Source organism: Novosphingobium sp. SG720 (assembly GCF_012275365.1).
Taxonomy (GTDB): domain Bacteria; phylum Pseudomonadota; class Alphaproteobacteria; order Sphingomonadales; family Sphingomonadaceae; genus Novosphingobium; species Novosphingobium rhizosphaerae.
This window is the reverse complement of sequence record NZ_JAAZQN010000007.1, coordinates 229698-243847: the sequence shown is the minus strand read 5'-3', so window position 1 is coordinate 243847 and position 14150 is coordinate 229698. Positions and strand designations below refer to the sequence as shown.

Annotated in this window: 14 protein-coding genes and 1 tRNA gene; 5 read left to right on the top strand and 10 right to left on the bottom strand. The window is 65.9% G+C overall.

Annotated features, from left to right (window positions below; translation table 11 throughout):
• Positions 1 to 4: 4 nt before the first annotated feature.
• The 3 genes from FHW94_RS20865 to rimP are packed head-to-tail and all read right to left on the bottom strand — an operon-like array spanning position 5 to position 3029.
• Positions 5 to 796 (bottom strand): DUF448 domain-containing protein, encoded by a 792-nt coding sequence (locus tag FHW94_RS20865; RefSeq protein WP_168557759.1) that lies wholly within the window; start codon positions 794 to 796, stop codon positions 5 to 7.
• Complete coding sequence (gene nusA, locus FHW94_RS20860; protein WP_168557758.1) at positions 777 to 2423, bottom strand: transcription termination factor NusA; 1647 nt, start codon at positions 2421 to 2423, stop codon at positions 777 to 779. The genes FHW94_RS20865 and nusA overlap by 20 nt, the downstream gene beginning before the upstream one ends.
• 3 nt (positions 2424 to 2426) lie before the next feature.
• On the bottom strand, positions 2427 to 3029 hold the full coding sequence (gene rimP, locus FHW94_RS20855; RefSeq protein ID WP_168557757.1) for a ribosome maturation protein RimP: 603 nt from the start codon (positions 3027 to 3029) through the stop codon (positions 2427 to 2429).
• Between the two features lie 533 nt (positions 3030 to 3562).
• On the opposite strand from rimP, the gene FHW94_RS20850 reads away from it, so the two are divergent.
• Positions 3563 to 3703 carry a hypothetical protein gene (locus tag FHW94_RS20850; protein WP_168557756.1) on the top strand — a complete coding sequence of 47 codons (141 nt, stop codon included), beginning with the start codon at positions 3563 to 3565 and terminating at the stop codon, positions 3701 to 3703.
• Positions 3700 to 3930 carry a PspC domain-containing protein gene (locus FHW94_RS20845; RefSeq protein WP_246866312.1) on the top strand — a complete coding sequence of 77 codons (231 nt, stop codon included), beginning with the start codon at positions 3700 to 3702 and terminating at the stop codon, positions 3928 to 3930. The genes FHW94_RS20850 and FHW94_RS20845 overlap by 4 nt, the downstream gene beginning before the upstream one ends.
• Positions 3931 to 3957: 27 nt before the next feature.
• Here FHW94_RS20845 and FHW94_RS20840 read toward each other — a convergent pair whose 3' ends face one another.
• On the bottom strand, positions 3958 to 4776 hold the full coding sequence (locus FHW94_RS20840; RefSeq protein ID WP_168557755.1) for a queuosine precursor transporter: 819 nt from the start codon (positions 4774 to 4776) through the stop codon (positions 3958 to 3960).
• A 62-nt stretch (positions 4777 to 4838) separates the two neighbouring features.
• On the opposite strand from FHW94_RS20840, the gene FHW94_RS20835 reads away from it, so the two are divergent.
• The 3 genes from FHW94_RS20835 (at position 4839) to epsC (ending at position 7178) form a co-directional block, all read left to right on the top strand.
• Positions 4839 to 4915 (top strand) — tRNA-Arg (locus FHW94_RS20835).
• A gap of 342 nt (positions 4916 to 5257) precedes the next feature.
• Positions 5258 to 6124 (top strand): shikimate 5-dehydrogenase, encoded by an 867-nt coding sequence (locus tag FHW94_RS20830; RefSeq protein WP_168557754.1) that lies wholly within the window; start codon positions 5258 to 5260, stop codon positions 6122 to 6124.
• A gap of 103 nt (positions 6125 to 6227) precedes the next feature.
• Positions 6228 to 7178: a serine O-acetyltransferase EpsC gene (gene epsC, locus FHW94_RS20825; RefSeq protein ID WP_246866311.1), complete on the top strand. Its 951-nt coding sequence runs from the start codon at positions 6228 to 6230 to the stop codon at positions 7176 to 7178.
• Between the two features lie 10 nt (positions 7179 to 7188).
• Here the strand turns inward: epsC and FHW94_RS20820 are convergent, their stop codons facing one another.
• The 6 genes from FHW94_RS20820 to FHW94_RS20795 form a co-directional block, all read right to left on the bottom strand.
• Positions 7189 to 9945: a hypothetical protein gene (locus FHW94_RS20820; protein ID WP_168557753.1), complete on the bottom strand. Its 2757-nt coding sequence runs from the start codon at positions 9943 to 9945 to the stop codon at positions 7189 to 7191.
• Positions 9946 to 10364: 419 nt separating this feature from the next.
• Positions 10365 to 11279 carry a hypothetical protein gene (locus tag FHW94_RS20815; protein WP_168557752.1) on the bottom strand — a complete coding sequence of 305 codons (915 nt, stop codon included), beginning with the start codon at positions 11277 to 11279 and terminating at the stop codon, positions 10365 to 10367.
• Between the two features lie 182 nt (positions 11280 to 11461).
• Positions 11462 to 12034: a DUF4402 domain-containing protein gene (locus FHW94_RS20810; RefSeq protein WP_168557751.1), complete on the bottom strand. Its 573-nt coding sequence runs from the start codon at positions 12032 to 12034 to the stop codon at positions 11462 to 11464.
• 63 nt (positions 12035 to 12097) lie between these two features.
• On the bottom strand, positions 12098 to 12592 hold the full coding sequence (locus FHW94_RS20805) for a DUF4402 domain-containing protein (RefSeq protein ID WP_168557750.1): 495 nt from the start codon (positions 12590 to 12592) through the stop codon (positions 12098 to 12100).
• A 243-nt stretch (positions 12593 to 12835) separates the two neighbouring features.
• Entirely contained in the window at positions 12836 to 13354 is a 519-nt protein-coding gene (locus FHW94_RS20800; protein WP_168557749.1) for a DUF4402 domain-containing protein, read from the bottom strand.
• Between the two features lie 116 nt (positions 13355 to 13470).
• Complete coding sequence (locus tag FHW94_RS20795; RefSeq protein ID WP_168557748.1) at positions 13471 to 14001, bottom strand: DUF4402 domain-containing protein; 531 nt, start codon at positions 13999 to 14001, stop codon at positions 13471 to 13473.
• Between the last annotated feature and the right edge of the window lie 149 nt (positions 14002 to 14150).

Below are 14150 nucleotides of genomic sequence, written 5' to 3'. Positions count from 1 at the left end.
GAACTCATTCGCCCTTCGTATCCAAATCGTCGTTCGCTGCTTGCGCAGCCGGTGCAGTGGCAGGGGCAGGCCCGCCTGGAGACTCGATCCCAATCGGGGTCCCAGGTGGTCCTTCCGGTGCCGCAGCCCCGATAAAGTGCATCAGACGGTCCAGTGGACCGGCAATCCGTTCGGCCGCAGCCGGATCGGTAACGCCCAGGTGAACGACGTTGTCGCGGCCCAATGCCACAGACAACGCCGCCCGGTCCAGCGGCAAGATGACCCCAGCCATCCCCGATCCTTCGGCCATTTCGCCCACGCGCCAGGCCTGTGCCAGCTTGCCCACGCCATCGGCGCGCGCATCGCTGGCGTGGGCAAGCCACGCTATCGCCCCCGAACGGGCGGATTGGGCAATTTTTTCGGTGCCCAGCACCAGACTGCCGGCCCGCAACTCGATCCCGAGTCGGTCCAGCGTGGCGCGCTTGAGGCCCTGTTCGATCAGATCGGGCAGGTCGGCAGGAATGGTGAGTGGCGCGCCCTTGAACGCACGCGCCAGCGCTCCCCTAAGTTTGCCATTGGCAAGCGCAATTTCAAGGTCTGCCCGCGACACGCCGATCCAGGCGCCGCGCCCGGGGGCACGCGCCAATGGGTCGGGCAGGACCAGGCCATCGGGCGAGATCGCCAGGCGCAGCAACGCGCCCCGGCCATCGTGGCGGGCGGTGAGGATGCATTTCCGCTCCGGCAAAGCCTTTTCAGGCCTTACCGGGCGGTCTTGCGGCCCTTGCGCGCTCAGCGTCTCATTGTGAGGATTCCGCATCGGCGGCCTCCTCGGTTGCGGGGGCTTCGTCAGCCACCGGTTCGTCGTCGAACCAGTGGGCGCGTGCCGCCATGATGATTTCGTTGCCCTGCTCGTCGCTCAGGCCATATTCGCCCAGCACGCCACCCTTGTCTTCGCTGCGCTCCGAACGATCGCGCTCGCGGCGGTCGTTGCGGCGGCGCTGGTCGTTGTTGCGCTTCTTGGCGATCAGCTCGTCGGTGGCCAGATCGGCCAGATCGTCGAGCGTCTTGATCCCGGCCTTGCCCAGGGTCACGAGCATCGCTTCGGTCAGGTGCGGCAATTCGGCCAGGGCATCGTCCACACCCAGGGCGCGGCGTTCCTCGCGCTGGCCTTCCTCGCGGCGCTCCAGCGCTTCAAGCGCACGGTTCTGCAACTCGGACGCCAGCTCGTCGTCGAAACCTTCGATATTGGCCAGTTCGCTGATGTCGATGTAGGCCACTTCCTCCAGCTCGCTGAAGCCTTCGGCCACCAGCAGCTGCGAAAGGGTTTCGTCCACGTCGAGTTCTTCCTCGAACGTCTTGGAGCGTTCGGAGAATTCCTTCTGGCGCTTTTCGCTCGCCTCGGCCTCGGTCATGATGTCGATGGCCGAACCGGTGAGCGAGGAGGCCAGGCGCACGTTCTGGCCGCGACGGCCGATCGCCAGGCTGAGCTGGTCATCGGGCACGACCACTTCGATGCGGCTTTCTTCCTCGTCGATCACCACGCGGCTCACGGTTGCCGGCTGCAGCGCGTTGACCACGAAGGTCGCTGTGTCTTCGCTCCAGGGGATGATGTCGATCTTTTCGCCCTGCATTTCCTGGACCACCGCCTGAACGCGGCTGCCCTTCATGCCGACGCAGGCGCCGACCGGGTCGATCGAGCTGTCGCGGCTGATCACACCGATCTTGGCACGGCTGCCCGGATCGCGCGCAGCGGCCTTGATCTCGATGATGCCGTCATAGATTTCGGGCACTTCCTGGGCGAACAGCTTCTTCATGAAGTCGGGGTGTGCCCGGCTCAGGAAGATCTGCGGCCCGCGATTCTGGCGCTCCACCTTGAGGATCAGCGCGCGCACCCGCTCGCCCACGCGGGGCACTTCGCGGGGGATCTGCTGGTCGCGGCGGATCACGCCTTCGGCACGACCGAGGTTGACGATCACGTGGCCGAATTCGACCGACTTGATCACGCCGGTGATGATTTCGCCGGCACGGTCCTTGAACTCGTCATACTGGCGATCGCGCTCGGCATCGCGCACCTTTTGGAAGATGACCTGCTTGGCCGACTGGGCGTCGATGCGGCCCAGGTCCACCGGGGGCAGCGGGTCGACGATGAAGTCACCCACCTTGGCGCCCGGCTGCAGCTTTTCGGCCTGCTTGAGATCGACCTGCTTGAAGTAGTCTTCGACATGCTCGACCACTTCGACCACGCGCCACAGGCGCAGGTCGCCGGTGCGCGGATCGAGCTTGGCGCGAATGTCGTTCTCGGCGCCATAGCGGTTGCGCGCCGACTTCTGGATCGCCTCTTCCATCGCTTCGATCACGATGGACTTGTCGATCATCTTTTCGGCAGCGACCGCGTTGGCAATCGCCAGCAGCTCGGCACGGTTGGCGGAAATCGCACTGGCCATGGCTTAGTCTTCCTGTTCCTCAAGAAATGCGTCGGTTTGCGCCAAAGCGTCTTCTTCTTCGAAATCTTCCTCGTCCACGCCGGAGGCATCCACCGGGCGGGAGGCAGCAATCAGCCGATCGGTCAGGATCAGCTTGGCATTGGCGACCAGGGCAAACGGCACGGCATAGACCTGGCCATCATCCTCGATCGAAATCGTGCCGGTATCGGCATCGAAGCCCTTGAGATCGCCGCGAAAACGCTTGCGATTGTCCAGCAGCTCGGCCAGCTCGATGCGGGCTTCGTGCCCGATCCAGGCAGCAAAATCCTTGGGACGGGTCAGCGGACGGTCGATCCCGGGCGAGCTGACTTCGAGGCGATAGGCTTCCTCGATCAGCATTTCGCCGGCTTCTTCGAGCGCGTCGATCTTGTCGGAAATGCGGTGCGACAAGGCGGCGCAATCGGCGATTACCAGCTGCCCGGTCTCGGGCCGCTCGGCCATGATCTGGAGCGTATGCTCCTCGTCGCCCACTTCGCTTTTGCCATAAAGGCGCACGCGCACGAGATCGAATCCCAGGGCCTTCACCTCGGGCTCCACAATCTCGATGATCCGCGCGATATCCGTCATGCCGTCTCCAATGACCCGAACATGCCCCTGGCATGCAAACCCATGCAGGCAACGGAGTTTCGCGCCGGCCCCTTTCGGCGCCAGCCCGCTCTTGCCTTCACAATGTCGGGATGAATGTGCAGATAAGGCAAGCAGCCCAAAATTGCAAGAACAAAGCGGCGACGCCGTTCCTTGCACGCGAAAAGCAAGGCTGGTCGCGGCAAAACGGGACGGGAGCCGCCGGATTGCTCCGGCGGCGCGCCGCGGTGGACTCGCCCGGTCCACGCGGCTCGCCTGCCTTCCAAGGGGAAAAGAAGGCCGGCTCCCGCCCTCAAAAGCTGCGCGGCATGCGAATCGCGTCAGCCATGGGAATACATCATCCAAATTATCGGTGAATAATCCCAATCCTTGGCATTCATTTGATGTTCATTCCAGCGCAGGGATAAAAAAATCCCGGAAAACCGCCACTTTCTGAATTTGGCACGGCCCATGCAAAGCAGGGAGCATCGGCCGGAAGCAAACGCTCCGGCGCCACTTTCAGGGAGTACCTCACGATGAACACCTTGCTTGCCATTGCCGGCCGCGCCTCTGCCGCGGTTGCCGCCCTCGCCCTTTCGCTGGCCCTGATCGGCCAGACCGTGGAAACGCCGGCCGTCACCGCCCAGGGTGCAGCCCCCGTCGTGGAGATCGCATGATGACCGACCTGCGCTTTGAAGACGGCCCCGTCCGCCCCGCCCGCCGCCGTGGCAGCATTTTCCGCCGCGACCGCCAGAACGGCAAGATCTTCGGCGTCTGCGCCGGCATGGCCGAAGCGCTCGACCTCGATGTCACGCTGGTGCGCGTTGCCTGGATCGCCGGCACGCTGCTGGGCTTCGGCTCGCTGCTGCTGATCTACCTGGCCATCGCCCTGCTTGCCGATTGATGCGGGCCGGATCCGACCCGCACCTCTTCACACCGAAGCGGTGCGGGCAAACGGCGAAAAATCGGTGTCGGTGTCGAACACGTCCACGCCTTCGCGCCGCTTGAGGAAATTGACCACCGCATAAGTCAGCGGCGTCAGCACCACTTCCCACAGCACTTTCATCGCCCAATTCGTGATCATCACGTGCACGACATCGGCGTTGGTCCAGGTGCCAAGGAACGCCACGGGATAGAAGATCAGGCTGTCAACCGCCTGGCCCACGATGGTGGAGCCCCAGGTGCGCGTGAACAGATATTTGCCGCCCGTCCACACTTTCATCCGCGCCATGACGAATGAATTGACGAACTCGCCCGCCCAGAACGCCGCGACCGAGGCGAGCACGATGCGCCAGGTGCTGCCGAACACCGAAACATAGGTGGTCTGGCAGACGGCCCCGGCGGAAGACTTGGCGACAAGACCGGCAAACTGCGGGTCGCCGCTCGATGCGCACCCCCAATCGGCCGCCGGAGGCATCGCCACCACCACGAAACTCATCACCGCCATGAACAGCAGCGCGAAAAAGCCCACCCACACGCAGCGACGCGCATTGGCATAGCCGTACACTTCGGTGAGCACGTCGCCCAGGATGTAGGAGATCGGGAAGAACAGGATGCCCGCGCCAAAGGTGAACCCGCCCACGCTCGACAGCTTGGACGCGCCGATCAGGTTCGACAGCAGCAAGATCGCCACGAACGCGGCCATCATATAGTCGAAGAAGCGGAAATGGCGGCGTGCGCCGAGCGAGCCTCCAATCTTTTCGAGCGCAGGCTTTTCGAGCGTCGGCGATGCAGGAGCGGGATCGTTCATGGGGATGAACTGCTATCGCCATTTGCACCAAAGGCAAAGCCGTCTTATGGGCACGGCTGTGCGCGCCCTTAGCTCAGCTGGATAGAGCATCGGCCTTCTAAGCCGGTGGTCGCAGGTTCGAATCCTGCAGGGCGCGCCATCACCGTGCCCTCACCATGCCTCGTCACGGCGACAATCGGGGCACATGTCGATCAACTTGCAGTTCGGGGCGCCATAGGGGCAGCGCCAACTGAAAAACCGACGCAGAAAATCGACAATCGCGCGCATCCCTGAACAGCCCCCCGATCATTCCGTTCAGCGCCAATACTGCCCGGTCCCACGATGGCATTTAGACCAAGCCAACTCGAATCGCCAGTGTAAGTTGCTGCAAATATGGCAATACTTCAAATTGGGTATTGATTTCCCCGTCTCGATGCGTTCCTGCAAATTGCCCCAAACTCTGCCGCGCCAGGCGCCGGCGCCAACAAAGGAGCCTCCCCCGATGCCCCAAAAGCCCCCCATCGGCCGTGACACTCGCTTGTGCATGTCGCTTTCGGGTCGCCCCGGGAATGCCGGATCGCGCCTGCACAACTTCCTCTATGAAGCGCTGGGCCTCGATTTCCTCTACAAGTCTTTCTCCACGCGCGATCTTCCTGCTGCCGTCGCCGGGATTCGCGCGCTCGACATTCGCGGCAGCGCGATTTCGATGCCGTTCAAGGAAGCGGTGATCCCGTTGCTCGATGCGCTGGAGCCCTCCGCGCTCGCCATCGACAGCGTCAACACCATCGTCAACGACGACGGCCGCCTCACCGGCTACAACACCGATTACACCGCCTGTCGCCAGTTGCTGGAAGCCAGCCCGGCCGATCGCGCCGCGCCCTTCATCCTGCGCGGCAGCGGCGGCATGGCCAAGGCGGTGGTTGCCGCGCTGCGCGATGCCGGGTTTGCCCAGGGCACGATCGTGGCGCGCAATGGCGTGGCCGGCCCGGCACTGGCGCAACGCTATGGCTTTGCCTGGGCAAGCGAACTGCCAGCCGAAGGTGCGCCGCTGCTGGTCAATGTCACGCCGCTGGGCATGGAAGGCCCCGACGCATCGACGCTCGCCTTTCCGGCAGCCATGATCGCCGCTGCGCAAGTGGCGTTCGACGTGGTCGCCCAGCCGGCGCAGACCCCGTTCATCCAGGCCGCGATCGCCGCCGGCAAGCCGGTGATCTCTGGCGCGGAAGTCATCGTGCTCCAGGCGGTGGAGCAATTCGTGCTCTACACCGGGGTGCGCCCCTCGGCCGATCTGGTGGTAGAAGCGGCGCGGTTTGCCCATGGCGATGCCACGGCCGCGCGCCTCGCCGCGGCCGGCCTTGCCCAGGCATAACAAACCTTGGGCGCCCCCCTTTCCGTGGTGGGCGGGCATCCTATATGATGCGCGAGAAGCCAGACCGCCCACGATCGACGGTCCACGCAGGCGCAGGAAGGACATGAGGGATATGGGCAAGGCCGACGTGGAATTTCCCGAGCCACCATTTGCCGTCAACGAAGTGGTCGAGCGACTGCGCGACGTGCGCGAAAACTGGCGCGACGCACGCAGCAAGCGCGGCGATTACGGCGCCGTGGGATTCCCGTCGCGCCATGCGCTGGGCCGCATCATCGACGTGCTCGCCGCCGCCCTGTTCCCGCTGCGCCTGGGGCCGGCAGAAGTGACTGCGGTCAACGAAGACATCTTCGTTTCGGCCAGCCTGCAATCGGCCCTGCCGCTGCTCGCCGCGCAAGTGCGGATGGAACTGCACTACAGCCATCCAGAAGATGGCGACGCCATCGTCGACGCCGAAGTGAACCGCATCGTCGGCACCCTCGCGGCGCGCCTGCCCGAAATCCGCCGCCTGCTCGACAGCGATGTGGAAGCCGCCTTCGATGGCGACCCCGCCGCGCGCTGCGTCGATGAAGTGCTGCTGTGCTATCCGTTCGTCACCGCCGTGCTGCATCACCGCGTGGCGCACGAACTCTATAAGCTCGGCGCGCCGCTGGTGGCCCGCATCCTGGCTGAAATCGCCCATTCGCGCACGGGGATCGATATCCATCCCGGCGCCACGATCGGCGAAAGCTTCTTCATCGACCATGGCACCGGCGTGGTGATCGGGCAGACCGCAATCATCGGCAAGCGCGTGCGCATCTACCAGGCCGTAACCCTGGGCGCGCGCAGCTTCAGCACCGACGAGGACGGGAAACTGGTCAAGGACGAACCGCGCCATCCGATCATCGAGGATGACGTGACGATCTATGCCGGGGCCACGATCCTGGGCCGCGTCACCATCGGGCGCTGCTCCGTCATCGGGGGCAATGTCTGGCTTACCCGCTCGGTCCCGCCGGGCAGCCGCGTGCGCCAGACCCAGGCCAGCGTCACGGTGGAAGCCGGCGACCCCTGCGACTGATGCCGCGCCGTCAATGCGCGGCGGAAACCTCCAGGTCACGCCGCGCGCCGCGCCCATCCCCGGTCACCGTGATGGCCGTGCTGTCTTGCGCCACCAAGCCATAGCGGCGAACCTGATCGGGATCGACACGCAGGTGATATGTGCCGGGCCGCACCTGCTCGAACAAGTAGAACCCGTCCGCTTCTGACCGCACTTGCGCCACCACGGTGCCCTTGGCGTCAACCAGTTGCACCGCCAGGCCCGAAACTTCGCGCCGCCGCCTACTCCCGGCGCTGGCAAAGCGCGCGGTGCCTTCGATCTCGCTCAGGGCTTGGATGGCAAAATGGCTGACATGGATGCGCCCCGGCCGGGGCACCACTTCCACCCCGCGGGTCACCGGCGCCAGGGCAATGTCGGGCAGGCTGTCTATGTCCACCTGCACGCTGGTGCGCGTGCCACTGCCCAATTGGCCCAGGAAGGCCTGGCCGTGCCGGTCGCTTTGCACCACGTCCGCGCCCGACGTAAACGCCGCGCCCGGCAAGGCCGGCTCGCCATCATCGTGCCGCCCGTTGCCGTTGTTATCGCGAAACGCATCGACCATCACCGCGCCGGACGAGGCCAGCCCCGGCCTTGCCAGGAAGAGGCGTCCATCAAGCGGATTGCGCCCGATGCTGAATCCCAGGCGCACCATCGCGGCATAGCTGCGATCGGGAAACCCGACCGCCGCATCGAATCCTATGGTAAGGCGCGGCAGGCGGCGAATGGCGCTCACCCCCAATTGCGTCTGGTGGTTGTCAAAGGCGTGGGAAGCCGTGGCCGCCACCAGCGTCTGTTCGCCGATACGCCGGTTCACTTCCACCGCCGCACTGGCAAAGGCCGGGCGCGGCAGCACCCGCGTGCCCAACCCGGCGCGCACCTGCCAGCGAGAACCCGACAGCGTGGCAAGGTCAAAGCTCGCCAGCAATTGCCGGCTCGTCGCCATGCCCGGCGCGCTTGTGCTGGTCAGTTCCCACGCACTCGACACCAGCACGCCACCCCGCGCCAGGGAAGAGCGCAGGCTGGCGGTCACATCGCGCTGTCCATCAAGGTGGTCCACCATGCGCCAGCGCGCGGCAAGCGGCAGCGTGAGGCCGTTGCCACGATGCGACAGCACCAGTTGTCCCGAAAGCTCCGCCTCGCTCACCGCGCGCAGCGGCTGGGCGGAAAGCGCCTGTACCTCGTCGACAAAACCCCGGCGATATTCGCTGTGCGCCGCGGTGAACGACAGCCCCAGCACGCGTGCCCCGCCGCCCAGCGTGATGCCATAGGCCCCGCCCTTTTCGATGCCGGCATCCGCGCGCAAGGCCACCGGCCCGATCCCGGTGCGCAGGCCCAGGCTGGCCAGATAGTTGCGGCCGGCATCGCCATCGAACCAGGCCAGGCCCCCCAGCACGGTCAGCGCCGGATTGATCCCCCAGCCCAGCTGCGCACCGGCGCGCCAGCGGCCATAGTCCTGCCCCGGCTGAAACGCGGCGCCATGCGCGCCCAGCACACTCGATCCGTTCTGCAGGGCTGCCAGGCTATAGACGAACTGGCCGGGCGACAGCCGCCCATCGCCCACGCTGATCCGCCGCACTTCCGCGCGCCGCTGGCCTTGCGGGCCATAGAACACCAGCCGCAAGACATTGAGGCCGAAATCCACCGGCACCGCCAGGAATTCGTACTGGCCATTGACCGGCTTGGCCGTCGATCCCACCAGGATGCCGTTGCGATAGAGTTCCACTTCATAGCCAGCGAGCAACGGCCCGCGCAGGTCGAGCGTATCGAAAACGCTGGTCTGTTCGATCGGCGCGTTGGTGACTGCCACGCCCCGGCCCGAAACCCCGCGCAGGCCGATCGCCATGGGCATGCTGGCCACATCGCCCAGGGCAAAGCCGGTGGCGCGCAGCGGCCCCAGCAATTGCCCGTCGGGATCGCGCCGGCCCATTTCCACGCGGGCTGCCACCAGGCCTTCGGCGCTATCGAGGCTGGCATAGGCCTGCGCGGTCATCCAGGCCAGGTCACCGGCCAGACGCAGGTCGGCCTGGCCGCGCGTGCCGCGCTGATCGTCGGACACGGCGCGCAATTCCGCTTCGGCCGAAGGCACGCTGGCCGCGAGCCACGGCGTTTCCTCGCGCGGCCAGCGCTGCGGCCCCTGGTTGTGGTGCCGCCCCGCCAGACGCTCGCGCGCGGCCTCGCGCGCCAGGCGCTGTTCAAAGGGAAACGGCTCGTGCGTGCGGATCACCAGCGACTGGTCGCGCAAGTCGGCCCGCGCCTCCAGTGGCAGCAGGGTCGCCACGCGGTCGGCCCGCACATACAGCTCCCCGTCAAAGGCCGTGGCTTCACCTGTTTCGGTCGCGCGTTCCTTGCCGGCCACGGCAATCTTGCCCTGGCGCAGGTCCACGCTCAACGTGCGGTTTTCGGCCAGGAACCAACCGCTGGCAAAATGCCCCTCGTCGCTCACCCGGATCGGCAGATCGAGGAAGCGGGCCAGCGCGCCCAGCGGCAGATAGACCCCGGCACGCGTGCCATAGGCAATCACCGTGTCTTCGAAGCCGCCCTTTTCGGTGCGCATCTGCAGCACGAGTTCGTCGTCATAATCGAACAGCGGCGCGCCTTTGGCCGAAGGCGCGTGATCGGCCGGTGCGCGTGGTGCCTTGGCCTGTGCCTTGTCTGGAGGTGCGGCGCGCGGCGGGGGCGCTTGAATCTGCGCCGGCGTTGGTGCCGGCGCCTCGGCAACCGGCCCGCTCGCGGCTTTGGCGCCAAACATCGGCCGTGGCAGGCGCGGGCCAGCGCTCGCCGACGCCCGGCTCCTGCGCGGGGCCATGCCGGCGTGTGCCAATGCCCGCGGCGCGACAGAAACCAGCAGGTTGCGCCGTATCACCGCACGGCGATGCATGCGCCAGGCGCGCCACAGGTGGCGCCTGCGATGATGGTCCCACCGCCGCGCATGATGGCCCTGGAGGAAGCGCAAGCCCGGCATGGCAAATCGCTGGCCATGGCCATGCCCGCATGAGGGCCGGGCGATCCCCGCGTGCACGGGACCGGCGTGACATGGCTGTGCCCATGCAGGCGTGCCATGGGCCAGGCAGCCCAGCCCCAAACCCAGGCCCGTGCTCCACCAGGTGGCCCGCGCTGCCAGGGCCTGCGGCAAGGCAGGGCCCATGGCAGGCGAGCATGGCGGCGTGATCACGGCACGGTGAAGTCCTGCTTGGCCAGCGTCTGGCCGGGCGCAAAGTCATCGTCGGTGTACGTCACCGTGACGCGCGCGCCCGGCGCCAGCGGCCCCGCGGCAGGGTTGAGCGGCAAGGTCACCGTGCGGCCATCCACTTCGGGATAGATGCCCACCCCGCGCGCCACCGCCAGTGGCGCCTTGGCGCCCGGCGCCGTTACCGTGATGTCTCCGAACGCGGACCGCGTGCCGCCGCGGGTGATCGCAAGCGCCAGCGCCTGGCGCCCATCGGGCAAGGCCGTGCGCCGCACGCTGGCCAGGCCCACGGTCAGCGTGGTTTCGCCCACACGCACGATTACGGGAATGGAAATGCCAAAGCGCGGCACGATCTTCACGCCGATGGCGTTCTTGGGCGGGTTGCCGGCCGCATCGGCAATCGACAGGCCCTGGTCCACATCGGGCGGCACTGCCACGGCGGAAAAATGCGCACGATATTCGCCCGGCGGCAGCCCTTCGGGCAGGCGCGCCATGACGCGCACGGTCTGCGCTTCATTGCCTTGCAACACCACGCGGCGCGGCGACCAGCGCAGCATGTCGGCCGCGGTCTTGACCCGGGCCTTGAGCGCAGGATCGGTGACGGCGGCCAGGTCCACGATATCGCCGCCCGGCGTCATCGCGCGGTCGGTGATGGCGATTTCATAATCGCCCGATCCGGCACTGCGATTGTAAAGCCCGATCGTGGCCACACGCTGGCGATCATCGAGCACCACGCGCTTGGGAAACAGGTTTACATCGCCAAGCCCGCCTACCGCCCCTTCGGGTGGCACTGCATTGGCGACCGGCGCAGCTGGCGGCGGATCATCGGCGGCGCGCACCGCGCCCGAAACCATTCCCCCAACCATGGCCGTGGCGATGATGCCCAAGATCCGCAACCCGGCATCCCGCACGCCAATAGCCCGCACACCTTTAGCCCGCGCGCCTTTAGCCCGCACTGGGGCCCCCGCCCCCGCGCAACGCATCCCCTTCATCGCTTACCCCCGTACAGCTTGGCGGAAGCTATAGGGATTTTTCCTAGGGGTTCACAAGATGGATATCGCGAAACAATACGGCGTCATCACAGGTAGGTGACTGTCACCGCATAGGTTCCTCGATAGGTTCCAACAGCTTGCCTTGCATTCACGTTGAGTTGCGCGCCCACGTTAAGCGTGAATTCGCCATCGCTGTCCGTCCAGGCAAAGCCGAAAAAGGTGGATTGGGTGAAATTGCTCACCGTCATGCTCGCGCCGTTACCCGTCAACGTGATCGACGAAGGCAGCGTCACATAGAACAGCCGGCCGGCATCCCCATCCACGGCAAATTGCCCGGCGCGCGGCGGATTTGCGCTGTTTTGCGCGATCGTGGTCTGCGCGCCCATGCCGCCCGAGGCGGTCAGCGTGCCATCGGTGCTCAGCACAAGCGCGCCCGCCGATGCGGGCTGAACGAACTGGCCAAAGCTCATGCCATTGATCTGGCGAACCGAAATGGGATCGACCACCGTTCCCGCGGCAGTCCCGCTGACGGTAACCTTGTTCGGCGCCGCTTGGGCCGATCCGGGCGCCAGACCCAGGACGATCCCGCTCGACCACACAAGGCCCGCTGCCGCCCATCCCGACCAGGTCCTGCGGCCAGGTTTGCGGTTTCCAATCATGGTTAATTATCCTGTACCGAAAGAGACCGGCTCACCCCCCGATGAGCCGGCCCCTCGTCGCGATCAGTTGTAGGTGACCGTCGCGCTATACGTGCCCGAATAGGCACCAGCCGGTTCCGTGCCGGCCAGGGTCAGCGTACCGCCAACCGTAAACGATGCATTGCCCTTGCTGTCGAGCGCGCCGGTGGCGGCAGACGCTGCGGTGGTGAAGGGAATGGTGTTGGTGCCGTTGGCGATCGTGCCACCCGTGGTGGTGATCGCAAACGAACGGCTGGGATCACCGGTCACGGTGAACGCATCGGCCGCGTTGGCATTGCCCGTCACGAACACCACGCCGCCCGAAACCGAGCCAGCGCCGCCGGCGCCCACGGTGATCGAGCCCGCACCGGTGGTGAAGGTGCCGAACTTGAGCGCCGCGCCCGAAGTGTGGGCCAGCGTGATCGGCGCGATCACCGTGGCGGTGGCCGTACCGTTGGTGGTGGCAGTGTTGCCGGCGGCAAAAGCCGGAACGGCAGCAGCAGCGGCGATCACGGCCGCGATAACAGCAATCTTCTTCATCGTCTTTACCCCTTAAAGACCCCCTGGGTGCTCTCTGCGAGAGACACCGCACCAGCACGTTCTACGTACTTTCCCCGTCCTGCGGTGCAGGCCTTCTTTAATCTGGGTTAAGTTAACAATTCACCCAATTGGCGTTTACCCCTGGCTTTGGCAAAACAAGCACATAGGGAATTTCCCCTGTAAATTTCCCGCCACATCGCAAAAAATTTCGCCAGTCCGGCACGAAAAAAACGCGCGCGAGAATCAGCCGTAAGTGACGATCAGGGGAATCGTCAGGCGATAGCGCGCTGCCGGGGCATCGGCAGGGACAGTCAGCGTTCCACCCACGCTGAACGTATCGGTGCCCTGCGCATCAAGCAGCCCGGCATTGCCGGTGGGCCCCGGGGTGTGCGCGAGCACGGCCAAGGCATCGACCGTCAGCACGGGGCCTTGGCCATCGCCACTGACCACCAGGCTTTCCGGCACGGACACGAGATAGACGCGCCCCGCCTCGCCATGCACGGCAAAGCGGGCAGGATGCGCCGCAGCGCAGGGCACGCCGGCCCCGCACGCCGCGATGGCTCCTCCGCCATAGCGCGGCGCTCCGCCGGCGGGATCGACCGCCACGGTGCCGCCTGTCGTGGCGCGGCCCACCACGACGCCAAAATCCAGCGCGTCGAGCGCATCGATGGATAGCGTGGCGACGACCCGTGCCTGCGCCTCGCCGGTGGCGGTGTTGGCCTGGGCTGCCTGGGCGCTGCCCGGCAAGGCAAGCACGGCCATAACGGCACACCTACGTGCCAATTTGGCCCGAAACTTTGGTGAACGATTATCAACCACCTGATTGCCTTGCGTTTCCCATTGGGAGGAAACCACGAAGCGTATCGCAGAACAAGAGGCTAAAGCACGGCCAGCAAGATGGCGGTGACCGGCAAGGGGATCGTCAGGTCAGCCCCGCCCGCCTGCCGATCCACATCGATGCGCGCACCAATGGCGAAATTGGCGGTGCACACCCGCGTGGTGCAATTGGCGATCGTCACGTTGACGGGCATTCCCGAAACCAGCAGGCTGCCGCCCGGCAGATCGGATTCGAATGCGGAAAGGCGCGCCACGACGCCATCCTTGATCAGTTGCCCCGGCGCGATCAACATCACTTGCGCGGCCACCGTGATCGGGCGGGTGCTGGTACTGCCGCGATCGTAGCGGAGGGTGAATTGCGCCGGGCCGGTGCTGCTGCCGGCCACCGCCATGATCCCGCTGCCACTCACCGCACCACTGGCACCCACGGAACGCCAGCCACTGGCAAACACGGCAAAGCGGCCGAACCGCAAGTCTGCCGTGCGCTGGATCGAAAAACTGTCCGCCTGCGCTGCCGGCGCTAGCGACAGCGCCACGACCAGCGCCGCCATGCCCAAGATGCCCCGCCCCATGGCCTGCCTATAGCGCAAGTCTGGCGGATGGTCATCAAGGGCATTGGGGCAACACCCCTCCCCTAACCCCTCCCGCACGCGGGAGGGGGATTTTGCCTTAAGCTCCCCTCCCGCTTGCGGGAGGGGCTGGGGGAGGGCATGTTCCCGTC